Origin of the sequence: Streptomyces capillispiralis (assembly GCF_007829875.1) — a bacterium.
Classification (GTDB): Bacteria; Actinomycetota; Actinomycetes; order Streptomycetales; family Streptomycetaceae; genus Streptomyces; species Streptomyces capillispiralis.
Genome location: NZ_VIWV01000001.1, coordinates 678753 through 698054 on the forward strand (window position 1 = coordinate 678753; position 19302 = coordinate 698054).

Consider the following 19302-nt stretch of genomic DNA (forward strand, 5'->3'; position numbering starts at 1 on the left):
TGCCCGCTTCCGCGCCGGGGTTGCACGGGCGCCGCCCGGTGGTACACGGAGAGTCACGGGGTCCGGCCGGGACGTCCGGAGGAGGGAGCGCACGGCCGTGGAGTGGTTCACCGCATCCGACTACTGGCTGAGCCGGCTGGTCTTCCAGCGGGCGCTGGCCGGCCTGTACCTGGTCGGCTTCCTGACGGCGGCGCTGCAGTTCCGTGCGCTGATCGGCGAGCGCGGCATGCTGCCGGTGCCGCGGTTCGTGGAGCGGGTGCCGCTGCGGCGGTCGCCGAGCCTGTTCCAGCTGCACTACTCCGACCGGTTCTTCGCGGGCTGCGCCTGGGCGGGCTGCGCGGTGTCGGCGGCGCTGCTCGCGGGGCTGGACTCGCTGCTGCCGCTGTGGGGCGGGATGCTGCTGTGGCTGGTGCCGTGGGCGCTGTACCTGTCGATCGTGAACGTCGGGCAGACCTGGTACGCGTTCGGCTGGGAGTCGCTGCTGCTGGAGGTCGGTTTCCTCGCCGTGTTCCTCGGCAACGACGAGGTGGGCCCGCCGGTCGTCGTGCTGTTCCTGCTGCGGTGGATCCTGTTCCGGGTGGAGTTCGGGGCGGGGCTGATCAAGATGCGCGGCGACGAGTGCTGGCGGAAGCTGACCTGCCTGGACCACCACCACGAGACGCAGCCGATGCCCGGACCGCTGAGCTGGTTCTTCCACCATCTGCCGAAGCCGCTGCACCGGGTCGAGGTGGCCGCGAACCACGTCACCCAGCTCGTGCTCCCGTTCCTGCTGTTCACCCCGCAGCCGGTCGCCACGGCCGCCGCCTCGCTGATGATCGTCACCCAGCTGTGGCTGGTGCTCTCCGGGAACTTCGCCTGGCTGAACTGGATCACGATCGTGCTGGCCCTGTCGGCGGTCCGGTTCCCGGCCGATCCGCCCGCGGTGCCCGGGGCGCCGCTGTGGTACGTGGTGGTCGTCCTCGCGGTGTCCGCGCTGCTGCTGGCCCTGTCCCACCGGCCGGTCCGCAACATGCTCTCCCGCCGGCAGGTGATGAACCGCTCCTTCGACCCGCTGCACCTGGTGAACACCTACGGCGCGTTCGGCAGCGTCAGCCGGATCCGGTACGAGGTGGTCGTCGAGGGCACGGCGGACGAGGCGCCCCGGAAGGACTCCGACTGGCGGGAGTACGAGTTCAAGGGCAAGCCGGGTGATCCGCGGCGCTGGCCGCGCCAGTTCGCGCCGTACCATCTGCGGCTGGACTGGCTGATGTGGTTCGCCGCGCTGTCACCGGCCTACGCCGGGCCGTGGTTCGGCGCGCTGGTGGAGCGGCTGCTGGAGAACGACCGCGACACGCTGCGGCTGCTGCGCCGCTCCCCGTTCCCCGCGGACGCGCCGCCCCGGCACATCCGCGCCCGCCTGTTCCGCTACCGCTACACGACGTGGCGGGAGCTGCGGGAGACGGGCGCGTGCTGGGAGCGGACGTACGTGCGGGAGTTCCTGCCGCCGACCCGGCTGGCGGGGGCGGCTCAGAGGCGGTAGACGCGGGTGGCGGTGGTCTCGAAGAGCCGGCGGCGTTCGGGGCCGGAGAGCTGCCCGGTCAGCTCTCGGGCGGCGGCGAGGACGTCGCCGTAGCCCGCCGCCAGGGTGCACACCGGCCAGTCGGAGCCGAACATCAGCCGGCCGGGCCCGAAGGCGTCCAGCACGACGTCGGCGTACGGGCGCAGGCCGTCGACGCTCCAGGCGACCGGGTCGGCCTCGGTGACCAGGCCGGAGAGCTTGCACACCGTGTTGGGCAGGGCGGCGAGGGCACGGACGGCGGACGCCCACGGTTCGAGCGCGCCCGAGGCGACGGGGGGTTTGCCGGCGTGGTCGAGGACGAAGGTGAGGCCGGGCAGCGCGGCGGCCGCCGCGGCGCACGCCGGGAGCTGGTGCGGCAGCACCACCAGGTCGTACACGAGTCCCGCGGCGGCGACGGCGGCCAGCCCGCGCCGCACGTCGGGGCGCAGCAGCCAGCGGGGGTCCGCTTCGCCCTGGACCTGGTGGCGGACGCCCTTCAGATACCGTCCGCCGGGCAGGTCCCGCAGCCGGGCCAGTTCGTCGGCGAGGTCGGGGCGGGTGAGGTCGGCCCATCCGACGACGCCGGCGACCAGGGAGTGGTCCTCGGCGAGGGCGAGCAGTTCGGGGGTCTCCCCGGGGACGGTGACGGTCTGCACCAGGACGGTGCGGTCGACGCCGGCCGCGGCCGCCTCGGGGGCCAGGTCGGCGAGGGTGAAGTCCCGTCGCAGGGCCGCCAGTCGGGGCCCGGTGATCCAGTCCTGGTCGCGGACGGCCAGGTCCCACACGTGGTGGTGCGCGTCGACGGTCACGGCAGCTCCCACACGACGGGCAGGCCCGCGTCGGCGCCCGCGCCCGAGTAGTCGTGGACGGTGTCCAGGAGCGCGGCCATCCGGGACTGCCAGGCGACGTTGACCGGCAGCCGCTCCAGTTCGGCGAGCAGCCGGGCGTAGTCCTCGCACTCCAGCACGTGGAAGAGGTGCGTGCCGCTGCGGTGGATGGTCCACGAGGTGGCCCCGGCGGCGCGGATCGCGGCGGTGAGTTCCCCGGGGACCTCGCGGTGGGCGGCCTCGTACGCGGCGATCGCGTCGGGGCGGACGGTGGTGTGCAGGGCGACTCTCATGACGGCTCCTCGGCGGGGACGGGGGCGTCGGGCGGCAGCAGTCCGCTGTCGCGCAGCTCCTGCCAGAGGGCGGCGGGCGGCGGGGCGGCGAACTGGTCGGCGCAGTCGTGGACCTCGGCCGCCGAGCGGGCGCCGACCAGGACGCTCGCGACGGCCGGGTGGGTGGCGCTGAACGCCAGCGCGGCGGCCCGCAGGGTGGTGCCGTGGCGCTCGGCGGCGTCCTTCATCCGCAGGGCGCGCTCCAGCAGCCCGGCGGGCGCCCGCCCGTAGTCGTACGTGGCGCCCGGCCCCGGGTCGGCGAGCAGACCGGAGTTGAAGGCGCCGCCGACGACGACCGAGGTGCCGCGTTCCAGGGCGGCGGGCAGCAGGTCGGCCAGGGCGCTCTGGTCGAGCAGGGTGTGGCGTCCGGCGCACAGCACCACGTCGACGTCGGTGTCGCGGACGAAGCGGGTGAGCATCGCGGTCTGGTTCATGCCGGCGCCGATCGCGCGGACGACGCCTTCCGAGCGGAGCCGTTCCAGGGCCGGGTAGGCCTCGCGGAAGGCCTGTTCGGCGTGGTCGTCGGGGTCGTGGAGGTGGACGACGTCGACGCGGTCGAGGCCGAGGCGTTCCAGGCTCGCCTCCAGGGTGCGCCGTACGCCGTCGGCGGTGAAGTCCCAGACGCGGCGGTGGGTGGCGGGCACGGCGAAGCCGTGGGCGAGGTCGTCACCGCCGGCGTCGGCGGGTTCGAGGCGGCGGCCCACCTTCGTGGACACCGTGTACCGGTCGCGGGGGTGCTCGCGCAGCGCCGCGCCGAGGCGGCGTTCGGCCAGGCCGAGGCCGTAGTGCGGGGCGGTGTCGAAGTGGCGGATGCCGCGCTGCCAGGCGGCCCGCACCGCCTCGCGGGCCGCCTCCTCGCCGACCTCGGTGTAGAGGTTGCCGATGCCGGAGGTGCCGAAGGCCAGGCCGGTGACCTCGACGTCGCCGCGGCCGAGCCGGTGCCGGTTCACCGGCCCGCCGGGCGCGGGCGCAGCCCCTGCATGCCGCCGTCGACGGCGAGCGCCGTGCCGGTGGTGGCGCCGGACAGGGGGCTCGCGAGGTGGGCGATGGCGTGCGCGACCTCGGCGGCCGAGACCAGGCGGCCGGTGGGCTGGCGGGCCTCCAGGGCGGCGCGTTCGGCGGCCGGGTCATCGGCGGCGTCGAGCAGCCGGCCGACCCACGGGGTGTCCACCGTGCCGGGGTTGACGCAGTTGACGCGGATGCCCTCGCGGACGTGGTCGGCGGCCATCGCCAGGGTGAGGGAGTGCACCGCGCCCTTGGTGGCGCTGTAGAGGGCACGCTGCGGCAGCCCGGCGGTGGCGGCGACGGAGCAGGTGTTGACGATCGCCGCGTGCGCGGAGGCGCGCAGGTGGGGCAGGCAGGCGCGGGTGGTGCGGACCATGCCGAGGACGTTGACGTCGAAGACGTGGTGCCACTCCTCGTCGGAGTTGGTCTCCACGGTGCCCCGCGCGCCGATGCCGGCGTTGTTGACCAGAATGTCGAGGCCGCCCAGTGCGCGGACGGCGGCGGCGACCGCCGCGCGCACCGCGGTGTCGTCGGTGACGTCGGCCGCGTGGCCGGTGAGGGGCGGGCGGACCGGTGACGGGTCCAGGTCGAGGACGGCCACCTCGGCGCCGCGCTCCGCGAGGAGGTCGGCGGTGGCCCGGCCGATTCCGGAGGCGCCGCCGGTCACCAGGGCCCTCAGGCCCTCGAAGTCGCTCATTCCGCCTGCCCCTTGTCCTTCTGCGGGTCCGGGGCGGCGGCCCAGTAGCCGCCGTCTGGATAGGTGTAGCGGGCCAGGGACTCCGGCCGCAGGGCGGCGGAGAAGCCCGGCGCGAGGGGTGCCGTGTAGTGGCCCTCGCGGATCACCACCGGGTCGAGGAAGTGGTCGTGCAGATGGTCGACGTACTCGATGACCCGGTCCTCGGTGGTGCCGGTGAGCGCCACGTAGTCGAACATCGACAGGTGCTGGACGAGTTCGCACAGGCCGACCCCGCCGGCGTGCGGGCACACCGGGACGCCGGACCGGGCGGCCAGCAGCAGGATCGCGAGGTTCTCGGGGACGCCGCCGACGCGGGCCGCGTCGATCTGCACCACGTCGAGGGCGCCGGCCTGGAGGAACTGTTTGAACACGATCCGGTTCTGCACGTGTTCGCCGGTGGCCACCTTCACCGGGGCGACGGCGCGGCGGACGGCCGCGTGGCCGAGGATGTCGTCGGGGCTGGTGGGTTCCTCGATCCAGTACGGGTCGAACTCGGCGAGTGCCCTGGTCCAGCGGATCGCCTCGGCGACGTCCCAGCGCTGGTTGGCGTCGATCGCCAGGCGCACGTCCGGCCCGACGGCGGCGCGGGCGGCCCGGCAGCGCCGGATGTCGTCGTCGAGGTCGGCGCCGACCTTGAGCTTGATCTGCCGGAAGCCGTCGGCGACCGCCCGGGTGGCGAGCCGGGTCAGCTTCTCGTCGTCGTAGCCGAGCCAGCCGGGGGAGGTGGTGTAGGCGGGGTAGCCGCGCTCCAGCAGCAGGGCGGTGCGCTCCTCGGCGCCTTCCCGGCCGCGGCGCAGCAGGGTGAGGGCCTCCTCGGGGGTGAGGGCGTCGGTGAGGTAGCGGAAGTCGATCTGCCGCACCAGCCAGGCGGGGTCGGCCTCGGCGAGCAGCCGCCACAGGGGCTTGCCGGCGCGCTTGGCGGTCAGGTCCCACAGGGCGTTGAGGACGGCCCCGACCGCCATGTGCATCACGCCCTTCTCGGGGCCGAGCCAGCGCAGCTGGCTGTCGCCGGTCAGGTCCCGGTTGAGGACGGAGGGGTCGGCGCACAGCTCGTCGGCGGACCGGCCGAGCAGATGGCCGCGGAGCGCGTCGATCGCGGCGACCTGGACGTCGTTGCCCCGCCCGATGGTGAACGCGAAGCCGTGCCCCTCGTGTCCGTCGGCGGCGTCGGTGCGCAGGACGACGTAGGCCGCCGAGTAGTCGGGGTCGGGGTTCATGGCGTCGGAGCCGTCGAGTTCGCGCGAGGTGGGGAACCGGACGTCGTAGGTGTCGACGGCGGTGATGCGGGCGGGTTTCGGGGGCACGGCGGGCCTTTCCGTGGGTGGCCGGGCGAGTACGGCGTCCGTCGCGGATGACTGGCATATTTATCAGACCACTTGGCGGCCCCGACACCCTTCGGACCGGAATTTCCCGGCTATCTCACCCGTAGTGGTCGGACCACTTCCGTCGTTAGACTGCGGCGGACCCGGTGAGTGGAGGAGTGCGTGGAGGAGACGGCCCCGCGGAAGGGCACGGTGACGCAGCGCGCCATCGAGCGGATCACGGCGATGATCCGCGAGGGCGAGCTGGAGCCCGGCGAGCGGCTGCCCACCGAACGGGACCTCGCCGTGCGGCTGGGCATCTCCCGCAGTTCGATGCGGGAGGCGATCCGCGCGCTGACGGTGCTGGGCGTGCTGGAGGCCCGGCACGGTTCGGGCATCTACGTCACCCGCCTGGAGGCCGGGGACCTGCTGGAGACGTTCGGGGTCGTCGCCGATCTGTCCCGGGGGCGGCAGCTGGCCGAACTGCTGGAGGTGCGCCGCGTCCTGGAGTCGACGGCGACCGCGCTGGCCGCCGCGCGGATCACGCCGGAGGCTCTGGCCCTCGTCGGCACGCACCTGGCGGCGATGGACGCCAGCGACGGCCCGGAGGAGATCCTCGCCCACGACCTCGCCTTCCACCGCGCGATCGCGGCCGCCGCCGGCAACGAGACGATGGCCGCGATCCTGGAGGGCCTGTCCTCGCGGACCTTCCGGGCCCGGGTGCGGCGCGGCCACCAGGAGGAGGGCGCCTTCGACCGCACCCGGCGCGAACACGCCGCGATCCACCGCGCGCTGGCCGCCCGCGACCCGGAGGCGGCGCGGGCGGCGGCGGCCGCGCACGTGGGCGCGGTGGAGGAGTGGCTGCGCACCCGGCCGGAGGACTGAGCGGTCAGGCGCGCTTCAGCCGCAGCGTCATCAGCTGGAACGGGCGCAGCCGCACGGTGATCCGGTCGCCGTCGAGCGGGGGCGCCGGTGTGTCGGCCAGCGGGCGTTCCAGCAGGTCGGTCACCTCGACGCCGGTCGCCGTGAACCCGGTGGTGAGCGTGGCGCGGGCGCGGGCACCGTGGGCCTCGTGGAAGCGGACGACGACGTCGCCGCTGCCGTCGTCGGCCAGTTTGACGGCGGTGACCACGACCGCGTCCCGGTCGGCCGTCACCAGCGGGGCGACCTCGCCCGCCCCGGTGAGGTGCCGCTCGGGCAGGTTGATCCGCCAGCCCTCGCGCACCGCGTCGCCGATGGCCGCGCCCGGCACCAGCGCGTGCCGGAAGCGGTGCACGCCCTGGTCGGTCTCGGGGTCGGGGAAGCGCGGGGCGCGCAGCAGGGAGACGCGGACGGTGGTGGTCGTACCGCCGTCGTCACGGACCGTGCGGGTCACGTCGTGGCCGTACGTCGAGTCGTTGACGACGGCGACGCCCCAGTCCGGCTCCTGGAGGTGGACGAAGCGGTGGTTGCAGGCCTCGAACTTGGCGGCCTCCCAGGAGGTGTTGGTGTGGGTGGGCCGGAAGAAGTGCCCGAACTGCGTCTCGGACGCGTAGCGTTCGGCGTGCAGGTCGAGCGGGAAGGCGAGTTTGAGGAACTTCTCCGTCTCGTGCCAGTCGACCTCGGTGTCCACCACGAGCCGCCGCTCCCCGGGCGCCAGCGACAGCACCTGGGTGACCCGGGAGGCGCCGAAGGAGCGGACGACGCGCACCGAGGCGCCGTCCTCCCCCGCCGTGACCTCCTGCGCGTCGGTCAGATCGGTGACCGTGTTGCGGTAGAACGCGTCGACGTCCCAGGCGTCCCACATGTTCGGCAGGTCCGGGTGGAGCTGGAGGAGGTTGCCCGGCCGGCCGGGGGCGAGGGCCTCGCGGTCGGCCTCGGTGTCGTGGACGGAGACCAGCAGCCCGCGCGCGTCGATCTCGGTGCGGAGCAGACCGTTGTCGAGGACGTACCCGCCGCCGGGGCGCGCGTCGAGAGCCGTACGGCCGTCGGCGGCCGCCGTCCGGGCGCCGCCCGCCGGGACGCCCGCGCGGGTGTGCGGGGCGGAGTTGAACACCAACGGGACCGTCCCCTCGCCGGCCAGGGCGCGCTGGGCGCGGCCGATGATGCCGTCCAGTTCCCCGGCGATCCGCGCGTAGGTGGCGCGGGCCTCGCGGTGCACCCAGGCGATGGAGGAGCCGGGCAGGATGTCGTGGAACTGGTGCAGCAGCACCGTCTTCCAGATCCGGTCCAGTTCCTCGTAGGGGTAGGGGAATCCCGTGCGCACGGCGGCCGTGGCGGCCCACAGCTCGGCCTCGCGCAGCAGGTGCTCGCTGCGGCGGTTGCCCTGCTTGGTGCCGGCCTGGCTGGTGAGGGTGGCACGGTGCAGTTCGAGGTAGAGCTCGCCGACCCAGACGGGCGGCTCGGGGTACTCGGCCTCGGCCTTGGCGAAGAAGGCGGACGGCGTCTCCCAGGTGACCGTCGCCGAACCCTCCAGGTTCCTGAGCCGGGCCGCCCTGGCGACCATCTCGCGGGTGGTGCCGCCGCCTCCGTCGCCCCATCCGGTGGGTGCGAGGGAGCGCCGGGCGACGCCCTTGTCCTTGAAGTTGCGCACCGCGTGGGCGATCTCGGCGCCCTTCATGGAGCAGTTGTAGGTGTCGACGGGCGGGAAGTGGGTGAAGATCCGGGTGCCGTCGAGGCCCTCCCAGCGGAAGGTGTGGTGCGGGAAGCTGTTGGTGCGGGACCAGGAGATCTTCTGCGTCAGCAGGTACTTGGAGCCCGCGGCCTTGATGATCTGCGGCAGTCCGGCGGCGAAGCCGAAGGTGTCCGGCAGCCACGCCTCCTCGTTCTCGATGCCGAACTCGTCGAGGAAGAACCGCTTGCCGTGGACGAACTGCCGGGCCATCGCCTCCGATCCGGGCATGTTGGTGTCGGACTCCACCCACATGCCGCCGGCCGGCACGAACCGCCCGTCGGCGACCGCCTTCTTCACCCGGGCCCACACCTCGGGCCGGTGTTCCTTGACCCACGCCCACTGCTGGGCCTGGGACATGGCGAACACGAAGTCGGGTTCGTCGTCGAGCAGGGCGGTCATGTTGGCGGTCGTACGGGCGACCTTGCGCACGGTCTCGCGCAGCGGCCACAGCCACGCCGAGTCGATGTGCGCGTGCCCGACGGCGCTGATGCGGTGCGCGGAGGGCGCGGCGGGCGCGGCGAGGACGTCGGCGAGACAGGAGCGGGCCCGTCGCGCGGTGCCGCCCACGTCCTGGAGGTCGACGGCGTCCAGGGCCCGCTCCACCGCCCGCAGGATCTCCCAGCGGCGGGGCGCGTCCACCGGCAGCTCGGCCATCAGCTCGCCGAGCACCTCCAGGTCGGCGACCAGCTGCCACACGGTCTCGTCGAACACGGCGAGGTCCATGCGGGCGAGCGTGTACTGCGGTGCGCTGCCCGCGGTCTCCTTGTCGCCGAGCGGGGTCGGCCGGAAGGGGTGGTAGCCCAGGATGACGGGGTTGGAGGCGGCCTCGATGTGCAGGCGGACCTCCTCCCCTCCCTCGACGGGCGCGCCGATCCGCACCCACTGGTTGCGCGGGTTGAGGCCCTTCACGGGGGTGCCGTCCGGGCGGTAGACCAGTCCCTCGCACTGGAAGCCGGGCATGTTCTCGTCGAAGCCGAGGTCGAGGACCGCCTCCACGGTCCTGCCGGCCCACCGCTCGGGGACGGATCCGGTGACCCGGAACCAGCTGGTGCCCCAGGGCGCGCCCCAGCGGGCGCCCACCCCGACGGGCTCGGGTGCGGCCGCGAGGCCCTCGGCGACGGGGACGGGCTCCCCGGGCGCGTGCCACACCGCGACCTCGAGCGGTACGGACTCGGGGTACACGGCGGGGCGGATGCGCTCGTCGAGGACGCGCGCGAGGCGGGCTTCGACCAGGGTGCGGTCGTCATGCATGCGGGGCGCTCCAGGGTTGGGGGCGGGCGGTCACCAGGGGTACCACTCCCCCGCCCCGAACCCGTTCGAACCACGCCCCCGGTCAGTGGGCGGCGCCCCGCCCGCCCGTGGCGTCGGCCCGGGCCTGGTCCTCGATGCGGCGCTTGGCGTCGCCCCAGTCGATGGGGAGCCGGTCGACGGGCACCTCCCAGAAGGTGAACGTCGAGCCGCGCATCGTGCTGCGCAGCCCGGTCATCACGCTCTTGTGGGGGTCGGTCCTGGCGTAGGTGTGGAGCGCGTCGCGGCTCTCCCACGCGGACAGCGTGTAGAAGACCTTGCCGAACGGCCTGGCCTCCAGGGAGGCGCCGAGCGCTCCGGGCGCCTTGCGGACCTGGCCCCAGGCGGAGAGGGACTTCAGGAAGAAGCGGGGGACGTCCTTCAGCGACCGCACCTCGAAACGGGAGGCCATGACGAAGGCATGGGTGTCGGGCCGGGCCGGGTTCGGCGTGACCCAGGGAAGAGTAGGCACGATAGTCTCGCCTCCACAGTTGGTGAGTGGCACTATCCAGATTAGACAGTGGAGCTACCCAATGCCAGTGGGATACCGGAAGAGGCCGGCGAAGAAGGGGCGGGGCGCGTGAGGATCTCGGAACTCAGCCGTCGGAGCGGGGTGCCCAACGCGACGATCAAGTACTACCTGCGCGAGGGCCTGCTGCCGCCCGGCCGGGCCACCGCGGCCACCCAGGCCGAGTACGACGAGACCCACCTCAGGAGGCTGCGCCTGATCCGCGCGCTGACCGGTGTGCGCGGACTGTCCGTCGCGGAGGCCAAGCAGGTGCTGGACGCCATGACCGAGCACCGGAACGACACCCACGAACTGCTCGGCATCGCCTTCGGCATCCGGCCGGCCGGTACCGGCGCGCCGGACGCCGCCGAGGCGCATCCCGAGGCCGCCGCCCTGGTCGACGCGATGGGCTGGTCGGTCTCCGCGGGCAACCCGGCGCGGCAGACCATCGACCGGACCCTGGAGACACTGCGCTCGCTGGACATCGACTACGACTGGCGGGCGCTCCTCCCCTACGCCGAACTCGCCGAACGGACGGCCCGCCACGACCTCGACCGGATCGCGGCGATCACCGACCCGCTGGAGAAGGCCGAGCACGCGGTGCTCCTGACCTTCCTGCTGGAACCGGCGCTGATGGCACTGCGCCGGCTCGCGCAGGAGAACGAGTCCACGGCACGCCACACGGGGGAAGGACCGGCCGCCCGCCCGGCACCACCGGAGGGGCGCGACCGGTAACGGCGTTGCCCTGACGGACCGCCAGGGCCTAAGGTCGGCCGGGTGACTGCCGGGTCGGCCGTGGGCCAAGAACGCAAGGCGCTCCCGGCCTCCGAGTGAGGCCCGGGCGGGGCTCGCCCCCGCCCGCGCGGTACGGCCGGGCGCGAGCCCGTGGCCCGCCCCACCTCTCCGCGCCCCCTTCCCCGCGCGCGCCCTCGCGCGTCCCCATCCCTGGCAATCCATGGGCATCCACGGGGCCGTGGACATCCATGGAAACCGACACCGGAGACCGAGAACAGCCATGTCCGCAGCACAGCACGTCCAGTTGAACCACACCGCCGTCTACGCCAGTGACCGCAGGCTCTCCGCCGAGTTCCTCGCCGGGATCCTCGGACTGGAGGTCGGCGCCCCCTTCGGTCCGTTCCTGCCGGTCGACCTCGGCAACGGCGTGACCCTCGACTACTACGAGAAGAGGGACGAGCCGATCCAGGGCCAGCACTACGCGTTCCTGGTGCCCGAGGAGCGGTTCGACGCCATGATCGCGCGCCTGGAGGCGGCCGGGGTGACCTATTTCGCGGACCCCGGCCACACGGAGCCGGGCAGGGTCAACGACCTGTTCGGCGGTCGCGGCGCCTACTTCGACGACCCGGACGGCCACAACATGGAGATCATGACGCGCCCCTACGCGCGGCCCTGAGGCCACGCCGTCCGGTCAGAGCGCCCTGTACATGATGTGCAGTCCGACTAGGCCGTGCCGGGGGTGGTCGAAGGCCTCGGGCACCGTGCCGAGGACCGTGAAGCCGAGTGAAGTCCACAGCCCCACGGCCGGGTTGGTCTCGACGACGGCGTTGAACACCATGCCCCGGTAGCCGGCGGCCCGCGCCTCGGCCAGGACGTGTTCGGCGAGGCGGCGGCCCACACCCCGGCCGGCCCGCTCGGGGTCGACCATGAAACCGGCGTTGGCGATCCCCGCGGCGGGGCCGCCGTAGTTCGGCGTGAGATAGGCGGAGGCGACGACGGCGGAGGTGTCGTCCTCGACGACGTACACCTGTTTCGCCGGGTTCATCCACAGGGCCCGGGCGACCTCCTCGGAGGTCCCCGGGTCCCAGGCGTAGGTCTCGCCCGCGGCGACGATGCGGTGCCAGAACGGCCAGATGTCCGGCCAGTCGTCGCGGCTCGCTTCCCTGATCAGCATGGACGCGAGTCTGGCACGTGCGCGCGTGCGGTGGTCACGGAGGGGGTGGCTCGTGTCAGTCGACGCTGGGCAGGATGTGCGGCTCGGCCAGGTCGTCCTCGTAGCCCGCGAGGCGGATCGGGGCCGAGCGGGCCCACACGTCCAGGCTGCCGAGTTCTCCGGGCCGGCGGGGGACGCGCTCCGCGCGCTCCTGCGGGCGTGGTTCGCGTTCGGTCTTCTCCGGTGTCACCGCGCACTCCTTATGTGTCGGTCACCCTCGGGACGCGCCACGTCGGCCCTGTGCCTGGCGTCTGGCGTCCGCTCGGGTCCAGTCGTATGCCGTTCGGACGCGGTGGCGCCGGTAACTCGAGGGAGAGCAGGCCGTTGTGAACCGGCTGGTCCCATGACGGACCGTGGGTGCGGGTTGGACCCCTTGCTGCTGTCCGTCCGCATCAGAGTAACCAAATGAGCGGCCCCCCGCTCGATGGGGCTCAAAACCGTCGGTAACAATCATGCGACGGAGGGTGCCCGATCAGCCCACATATGCGCCTATCTCGGCATGTGTGTGATGCGCTCGCCTCACTCGTTCGGCGTACGCGGGCGTCGGCGTCTCCGACCAGGCCGCATGGTCCCGGCGCAGTTCAGGTCCCGTTGGCCGGCCCGCAAGCTCGGCATGATCTGCTGCCGCACGGCAACGGCCTACTCCCGGGAGGACCGGCGCATGGAGCTGCGCACCGTCGAGGAGCTGATGGACCTGCTGTACGCGTGCCGGGGCACGCGGGACGTCCGGGGCGGCGGTGACGGCCCGGACGACGCGCACGGCCACGCCCTGCGGACCGCCGCGCTGCTGCGGCGGGCCCGGCCCGCCGACAAGGAGCTCCAGGTGGCGGGCCTGGTGCTGCCCGTCGGCCGGCTGCTGTGGCCGGGCGAGCCGGCGTCGCGGGCCGACCGATCGGCGGAGGCGATACGGCCGCTGCTGGGTGAGCGGGTCGCCGATCTGGTCCGCCGGTGCCCCCGGCACGACCTTCCGGCCGACGACGACCTCCTCACCCTGCGCGCGGCCGACGAGGAGGCCCGCACCGCCGCGTTCGACGCCGGCGTCCTGGAGGACTGGCGCACCGTGCTCGAACTGCTCGCGGCGCGCGACTCCCGGTTCGGCATGGTGGACTGACGGCCCGTCGGGCCGCGGTCACCACTTGCCGGGCGCGTAGTCCTTCAGGAAGACGCCGTACAGGTCCTCGCCCGCCTCGCCGCGCACGATCGGGTCGTAGACGCGGGCCGCGCCGTCGACCAGGTCGAGCGGTGCGTGGAAGCCGGCGTCGGCGAGGCGCAGCTTGTCGAAGTGGGGCCGCTCGTCGGTGATCCAGCCGGTGTCGACCGAGGTCATCAGGATGCGGTCGGTGTCGAACATCTCCTGCGCGCTGGTCCGCGTCACCATGTTCATGGCCGCCTTGGCCGCGTTGGTGTTGGGGTGGCCGGCACCCTTGTAGCCGCGGGCGAACACGCCTTCCATGGCGGAGACGTTGACGACGTAGGCGCGTCCCGCGGAGGCCCGGCGCGCGGCCTCGGCCATCGCCGGGCGCAGCTTGCTGATCAGGATGAACGGCGCCGTGTAGTTGCACAGCTGGGTCTCCAGCAGCTCCACCGGGGAGATCTGCTCGATGCTCTGCACCCAGGTGTTGGTGTCCACGACGTCGGGGACCAGGCCACCGGCGTCGATGGCGGTCCCGTCACGGTGCCGCTCCACGCTGGCGTTGCCCGCGACCAGGGCGAGGTCGGCCACCTTCTGCGCGTCGAGTCCGCTGACGCCGACGGGCAGCGCGGCCAGTCCGTCGACCGCGCCGGAGTTGAAGGCGCCGATGACGTGGTGGGCGGGCAGCTCACCGGCCGGCAGCGGGGCGCTCTCGCCCTCGACGAGCGCGGCGTACGCGGACGGCAGGCGCCGTACGGTCTGGGTGGCGTTGTTGATCAGGATGTCGAGGGGGCCCTGCTCCGCGACCTGTTCGGCCAGCGCGACGGCCTGGGCCGGGTCGCGCAGGTCGATGCCGACGACCTCCAGGCGGTGGATCCAGTCCGCGGAGTCGTCCATCGCCTTGAAGCGGCGGATGGCGTCCTTGGGGAACCGCGTGGTGATCGTGGTGTGGGCGCCGTCGCGCAGCAGCCGCAGCGCGATGTACATGCCGATCTTGGCGCGTCCACCGGTGAGCAGGGCGCGCTTGCCGGTGAGGTCGGCGCGGGCGTCGCGCCGGGTGCGGTTCTCGGCGGCGCACTTCTGGCAGAGCTGGTGGTAGAAGTAGTCGACCTCGACGTAGCGGGTCTTGCAGACGTAGCAGGAGCGGGGGCGCTGGAGTATCCCCGCGATCGCGCCGGTCTCGACGCGGGAGGAGGGCAGGATGCCCTCGGTCTCGTCGTCGATGCGCTCGGCGGAGCCGGTCGCGGTGGCCTCGGTGACGGCCTTGTCGTGGGCGGTCTTGGCGGCCCGGCGCTCCTGGCGGCGGCGCTGCTTGACCGTGCGGTAGATGTGCGAGGTGGCCCGGCGCACCAGTATCGCGTCGGGGTGGTCCACGTCGATCGTGTCGAGTTCCTCGAGCACGCTGAGGCAGACGGCGAGCCGCTCCGGGTCGATGCCGGGCCCGTGGGCCACCGCGTCCGTGGCCTGGGGGCCGTCCTCTGTCACCGTCATCGCCGCTGCCGTTCCCGCTCTGCCTCGCGGCGCTCCGTTCGCATCCGCTGTCGAACGGGGGATTTTACGGAGCGCCGGGCCGCAGTACCAAACCCGCGTCTACGGGTGGTCGCAGGCGGTGATCAGTGTGCCCACCTCCTCGGTCACCGCGTGGGCCAGCCGGTCCAGGTCCGGGACGGCCGCGCCGTCGGCGACCAGCCCGTAGTGGACGCGTCCGCGGTAGGTGGAGACCGCGACCGCGAGGGAGTGTCCGGGGGCCAGCGGGGCGAGCGGGAAGACGGCGCCGAGCGGGTCGCCGCCGAGCCTCAGGCCGAAGCCCGGCAGCGGCACGCTGGTGACCAGCACGTCGAACCAGAGCCGGGCCGCCTGGCCGAGCAGCGGCCCGCCGAGCCGGTGGCCGAGCGCCGGCACGTGGTCGGCGAGCAGGGCGACGGCGCCCGCGCCCCGGTGCGGGCCGGCGTCCTTGTTGCGGTCCATGGCGGTGCGCACCAGGGCGAGGCGCACGAGCGGGTCCCGCTCACCGACGGGGAGCCTGGTCAGGTACCCGGAGAGCCGGTTGCCCTGCGGGTGGGCGGTGCGCGGACGGCGCCGGGAGACGGGGACCAGGGCGCGGGGCGCGACGCCCTCGCTGCCGTCGCCGCGCTCGTCGAGCCAGCGGCGCAGCGCGCCGGCGACGACCGCGATCAGTACGTCGTTGACGGTGCCGCCGACGCTCTTGCGGATCCGGTGCACGTCGTCGAGGTCGATCACCACGCCGGCGGTTCGGCGGGTGCCGCTGGGGGCGCAGGTCAGCGCGGGCGAGGAGCGCATGTCGAGGGTGGACCGGGCGACGGCGGCACCGATGTCCAGGGCGCGGCCCGCGTCCGACAGGGCCTCCCGCACCAGGCCGGGCACCTCCCGCACGCCCGGGAGCGGACCGCGCGGGGGTCCGGCGGGGCGGGGGCGGGGGGTGGGCAGGTCGGTGGGGTCCATCAGCGCGGCGGCGAGGGTCAGGGCGCGCAGCCCGTCGGCGAGGGCGTGGTGGAACTTGAACAGCACGGCGAAGGAGGCGCCGTCCTCCCCCGGCAGCACATGGGCCTCCCAGGGCGGCCGGGTGCGCTCCAGCGGGCGCCCCATGAGCCGGCCGGCGGCGGTGTGGAAGTCGACGGCCGCAGCGTGCAGCCGGATGTGGTCGAGGGGGTCGAAGCGGGGGTCGGGCTCCCGGGTGGCGCCGCCGAAGGCGAGCGAGCGGCGCAGCGCGGAGGCGAGCGGCTGCCGCAGGGCGGCGGTGAGCGGTTCGCCGGGCGCCGGCCAGGGTCGGCGCAGCGCCGACAGGGACTCCCGCAGGCCCAGCGGCTGCCAGGTGTCGCGGATGCGCATGCGCAGTCCGGGTACGGCGGCGGCCCGGGCGGCCAGCAGATCGGCCGCGTGGGCCGCCGCGGAGGGTGAGCGGGCCGAGAAGACGCCGAGCGCCGCGAGGTGCATCGGGTGACCGGTGGACTCGATGTTCCAGAAGGCGAGGTCGAGAGGGGCGAGCGGGTCTGCGGTCATGGCGGGGCCTCGCGTCGACGACGGGACGGATCAGCAGTCAATCGCTCCCGGCCGATTACGGTCAAGTACGATCTGGCTACTCATAGTTAACAACAAGTGACGCGGTCCGCCCCTCCCGCCGGTGCGGCGGGAGGGGCGGACTCGGGGGACGGACGGGGCGGGAGCGGCGTGGTCACCGGGATACCGGGTGACGGACGCCACCCGGACGGGCGCCGCCCGCCGGAGGAACCGTTCAGCGCGCGGCGCCCCCGGTGGCACAGCCCGCGGGCCGCGCCCGGGAGGCGTCCCGGATCAGCGCCTCGTGCGCGGCCTTCACCCGGGCCACGTCCGGCTTCATCACGCGCCGGTCGTAGGTGAGCAGACCGTTGAGCTCGCCCTCCACGTCCGAGATCTGGGTGTAGACGGCGCCGTTGCCGCCCCGGCAGACCAGCGCCCGTACCTCGTCGAGCTTGGTGAGGTAGTCCTCGGTGTAGGTCGCCGGGTCGACGTCGACGTAGGACTGCTGCACCGGCCAGGCGTGTCCGGGCACCGCGAGGCCGAGGCCGCCGTACTCGCCGCTGACCAGGGCGCGCTTGCCGTCCGGGCGGGGCGGGAGCGCCGGGCTGGGATAGCCGTGCTCGTCCATGAGGTCGCCGGCGCCGCCGTCCGCGCCGAGGTTGAGCCCGGACTGGTTGTTGACCAGCCGGGTCGGGTCCCAGGCCTTGGCCTGTTCCGCGATCCGGCCGATGTCGTACTGGCCCCAGCCCTCGTTGAAGGTGACCCACATGACGACCGACGGGCTGCTGATGTGCTCGTCGATCATCTGCTTCATCTCGCGCTCGTAGCGCGCGCGGGAGTCGGGGCTCGGGTTCACCCCGGCCGTCATGGCGGGCATGTCCTGCCACACCAGCAGTCCGAGCCGGTCGGCCCAGTAGAACCAGCGGTCGGGCTCGACCTTGATGTGCTTGCGCACGGAGTTGTAGCCGAGTTCCTTGTGCGCCCGCAGGTCGTACGCGAGGGCCTCGTCGGTGGGCGCGGTGTGCAGTCCGTCGGGCCAGAAGCCCTGGTCGAGGGTGGCCATCAGGAAGACCGGCTCGCCGTTGAGGACCGTGCGCGGCACCCCGTCGATCTGCTCGACGGCGATGGAGCGCATCCCGAAGTAGCTGCCGACCCGGTCGGCGCCGACGGTCACCGTGAGGCGGTAGAGGAACGGGTCGTCGGGCGACCACAGGTGCGGGTCGTGGATCCTCAGGGTGAGCGGTTCGCCGGTCCGGCCGGTCGCCGTGGCGACCTTGCGCCGTCCGTCGTACGCGGTGGCCCTGACCGGTACGCCGTCGCGGACGCCCTTCGCCTCCACGGTGAGCCGCTCGCCGGGCACGTCCGGGACGAGCTTCAGGGAGTCGACGTGGTCGCGGGCGACGGGTTCCATCCAGACGGTCTGCCAGATGCCGGAGCTGGGCGTGTACCAGATGCCGCTGGGGTCGAGGCGCTGTTTGCCGAGCGGCGGGTTCTCGCCGCCGGCCGCGTCGGTCGGGTCGTACACGCCGACGATGAGTTCCTGGGTGCGGCCGGGCTTCAGGGCGTCGGTGATGTCGGCGCCGAACTTGTCGTAGCCGCCCTCGTGCGCGGCGACCTTGCTGCCGTTGACGTACACCTCGGCGCGCCAGTCGACGGCGCCGAAGTTCAGCCGCAGCCGCTTGCCAGAGCCGATCTCCCAGTCGCGGGGCACGGTGAACGTGCGGCGGTACCACATGCGGTCCTCGTGCCGCTGGATCCCGGAGAGCTGGGACTCCACCGGGTACGGGACGAGGATGCGCTCCTTCAGCGTCCTGCCGACGGGCGGCCGCTCGCCCTCCTCGGCGGCGGCGAACTGCCAGCGGCCGTTGAGGTTCCGCCAGTCGTCGCGGGTGAGCTGGGGGCGCGGGTACTCGGGCAGCGCGTTGTCGGGGCCCACCTCGTCGGCCCACTCGGTGCGCAGTTCGTGGGTGGAGCGGTTGGGGCCGCTGCTGAGGAAGGCGTCGACCGGGTCGCCGTCGGCGGCGGTGAGGCCGCCCTGTCCGTCGTAGCGGATGTCGGCGCTGCCGCGGGCGGTGCCGGTCTTGTTGCCGACGACGGGCTCGGCGAGGCCGACCAGCAGGGCCCGGGGGTCGTCCGGGTCGGGCCGCGCCGACGTCAGGGGCCAGTCGGCGCCGCCGATGACGGCGTCGATGTGGTCGGTGAGACCGGCCGGGGGCGTGGCCAGGGGCTGCGGGAAGTCGAGCTTGAGGGTGCGGCCGGAGGCGAGGACGGTGGCGGAGAGCGCGCCGTCGTAGGTGAAGCCCTCGGGGAGGCGGAACGCCGACTGCGGTACGGGTTCCTTGGCGCCTCCTGGCTCGGTCCAGCGCAGGTGGAAGTTGGAGCCGCCGTAGTGCTCGAAGTACTCGACCTTGATGTCGTAGGCGGTGCCCGCGGTCAGGTCGACCGGCTCGGCGGTCTGTTCGCGGTCCCAGTCGTCGACCCAGTGGTCGATGGCGAGGCGGCCGTCGATCCAGAGCCGGAAGCCGTTGTCGGCGCTGACCGAGAAGGTGTGGGCGCCGGTCGTCTCCGGCACGATCTTCCCGGTCCAGCGGACGCTGACGTCGTCGGAGCGGCCGGTGGTGAAGGCCAGCCGCGGTTCCAGGTTGTCGAAGTCGAGGTCGGTGTCGAAGGCGGTGGCCTTGAGCTCGTGGAAGTCGAAGGCGCCGGGTGCGGACTGGGTGTGGTACTCGCCCTTCAGGCCGTGGATCTCCGCCGGGGCGTCCTCCGCGGCGGTCGCGGCCGGGCCGGCGGCCGTGAGTCCGGTGACTCCCAGGGCGGCGGCCAGGAACAGGGCGAAACGGTTTCTGAGTCGTCTGATGCGCACGGATCCTCCGTCGGTGAGGAAGGTGACGGCTCGCTGCTCAGTGCGTGTACAGGTACGGGTACGGGTGTTCGGTGTGCTGTTCTGTGCGTTGCACTGGTCCGTACAACGTTGTCATGAACAGTAGTTGGCATAACAGCACGGATTCCGTCACACGT

Annotated in this window: 17 protein-coding genes; 5 read left to right on the forward strand and 12 right to left on the reverse strand. The window is 73.3% G+C overall.

Annotation, left to right across the window (positions count from 1 at the left end; genetic code table 11):
* Positions 1-97: 97 nt before the first annotated feature.
* Entirely contained in the window at positions 98-1519 is a 1422-nt protein-coding gene (locus FHX78_RS02500; protein ID WP_145865819.1) for a lipase maturation factor family protein, read from the forward strand.
* On the opposite strand, the gene FHX78_RS02505 is transcribed toward FHX78_RS02500, so the two are convergent.
* Genes FHX78_RS02505 through FHX78_RS02525 form a run of 5 tightly spaced genes read right to left on the reverse strand, consistent with a single transcriptional unit; the run spans position 1507 to position 5741 of the window.
* Positions 1507-2346, reverse strand: a complete 840-nt coding sequence (locus FHX78_RS02505) for an amidohydrolase family protein (RefSeq protein WP_145865820.1) — start codon at positions 2344-2346, stop codon at positions 1507-1509. The genes FHX78_RS02500 and FHX78_RS02505 overlap by 13 nt on opposite strands.
* A complete protein-coding gene (locus tag FHX78_RS02510) occupies positions 2343-2657 on the reverse strand; it encodes an L-rhamnose mutarotase (protein ID WP_145865821.1) in 315 nt (104 codons plus the stop codon). The genes FHX78_RS02505 and FHX78_RS02510 overlap by 4 nt, the downstream gene beginning before the upstream one ends.
* Entirely contained in the window at positions 2654-3646 is a 993-nt protein-coding gene (locus FHX78_RS02515) for an aldo/keto reductase (RefSeq protein WP_145865822.1), read from the reverse strand. Before FHX78_RS02515 ends, FHX78_RS02510 begins: the two co-directional genes overlap by 4 nt.
* Positions 3643-4398, reverse strand: a complete 756-nt coding sequence (locus FHX78_RS02520; RefSeq protein WP_145865823.1) for an SDR family NAD(P)-dependent oxidoreductase — start codon at positions 4396-4398, stop codon at positions 3643-3645. Before FHX78_RS02520 ends, FHX78_RS02515 begins: the two co-directional genes overlap by 4 nt.
* The gene (locus FHX78_RS02525) at positions 4395-5741 is read right to left on the reverse strand and encodes an enolase C-terminal domain-like protein (RefSeq protein WP_145865824.1); all 1347 of its coding nucleotides are present in this window, start codon (positions 5739-5741) and stop codon (positions 4395-4397) included. The genes FHX78_RS02520 and FHX78_RS02525 overlap by 4 nt, the downstream gene beginning before the upstream one ends.
* A 180-nt stretch (positions 5742-5921) precedes the next feature.
* Here FHX78_RS02525 and FHX78_RS02530 point away from each other — a divergent pair, with 180 nt between their 5' ends.
* Positions 5922-6623 carry a FadR/GntR family transcriptional regulator gene (locus FHX78_RS02530; RefSeq protein WP_145865825.1) on the forward strand — a complete coding sequence of 234 codons (702 nt, stop codon included), beginning with the start codon at positions 5922-5924 and terminating at the stop codon, positions 6621-6623.
* Between the two features lie 4 nt (positions 6624-6627).
* On the opposite strand, the gene FHX78_RS02535 is transcribed toward FHX78_RS02530, so the two are convergent.
* Together FHX78_RS02535 and FHX78_RS02540 are read right to left on the reverse strand one after the other, a co-directional pair.
* Positions 6628-9642, reverse strand: coding sequence for an alpha-mannosidase (locus FHX78_RS02535; RefSeq protein ID WP_145865826.1), 3015 nt, complete (start codon positions 9640-9642; stop codon positions 6628-6630).
* Between the two features lie 82 nt (positions 9643-9724).
* Positions 9725-10150 carry a DUF3291 domain-containing protein gene (locus FHX78_RS02540; protein WP_145865827.1) on the reverse strand — a complete coding sequence of 142 codons (426 nt, stop codon included), beginning with the start codon at positions 10148-10150 and terminating at the stop codon, positions 9725-9727.
* A 108-nt stretch (positions 10151-10258) separates the two neighbouring features.
* Here FHX78_RS02540 and FHX78_RS02545 point away from each other — a divergent pair, with 108 nt between their 5' ends.
* Positions 10259-10921: a MerR family transcriptional regulator gene (locus FHX78_RS02545; RefSeq protein WP_145865828.1), complete on the forward strand. Its 663-nt coding sequence runs from the start codon at positions 10259-10261 to the stop codon at positions 10919-10921.
* Positions 10922-11201: 280 nt separating this feature from the next.
* Positions 11202-11597 (forward strand): VOC family protein, encoded by a 396-nt coding sequence (locus FHX78_RS02550; RefSeq protein ID WP_145865829.1) that lies wholly within the window; start codon positions 11202-11204, stop codon positions 11595-11597.
* Positions 11598-11612: 15 nt separating this feature from the next.
* Here FHX78_RS02550 and FHX78_RS02555 read toward each other — a convergent pair whose 3' ends face one another.
* Both FHX78_RS02555 and FHX78_RS02560 read right to left on the reverse strand, forming a co-directional pair.
* Complete coding sequence (locus FHX78_RS02555; protein ID WP_145865830.1) at positions 11613-12095, reverse strand: GNAT family N-acetyltransferase; 483 nt, start codon at positions 12093-12095, stop codon at positions 11613-11615.
* A 55-nt stretch (positions 12096-12150) separates the two neighbouring features.
* Positions 12151-12324 carry a hypothetical protein gene (locus tag FHX78_RS02560; RefSeq protein WP_145865831.1) on the reverse strand — a complete coding sequence of 58 codons (174 nt, stop codon included), beginning with the start codon at positions 12322-12324 and terminating at the stop codon, positions 12151-12153.
* Between the two features lie 471 nt (positions 12325-12795).
* Between FHX78_RS02560 and FHX78_RS02565 the strand changes: the two genes are divergently transcribed.
* Complete coding sequence (locus FHX78_RS02565; protein ID WP_145865832.1) at positions 12796-13245, forward strand: hypothetical protein; 450 nt, start codon at positions 12796-12798, stop codon at positions 13243-13245.
* 18 nt (positions 13246-13263) lie between these two features.
* Here the strand turns inward: FHX78_RS02565 and FHX78_RS02570 are convergent, their stop codons facing one another.
* The 3 genes from FHX78_RS02570 to FHX78_RS02580 form a co-directional block, all read right to left on the reverse strand.
* Positions 13264-14757, reverse strand: a complete 1494-nt coding sequence (locus tag FHX78_RS02570; protein ID WP_145865833.1) for an SDR family NAD(P)-dependent oxidoreductase — start codon at positions 14755-14757, stop codon at positions 13264-13266.
* A gap of 99 nt (positions 14758-14856) precedes the next feature.
* Positions 14857-16287, reverse strand: coding sequence for a wax ester/triacylglycerol synthase family O-acyltransferase (locus FHX78_RS02575; RefSeq protein WP_145865834.1), 1431 nt, complete (start codon positions 16285-16287; stop codon positions 14857-14859).
* Between the two features lie 232 nt (positions 16288-16519).
* Positions 16520-19147, reverse strand: a complete 2628-nt coding sequence (locus FHX78_RS02580) for a PA14 domain-containing protein (RefSeq protein ID WP_145865835.1) — start codon at positions 19145-19147, stop codon at positions 16520-16522.
* Positions 19148-19302: the final 155 nt, after the last annotated feature.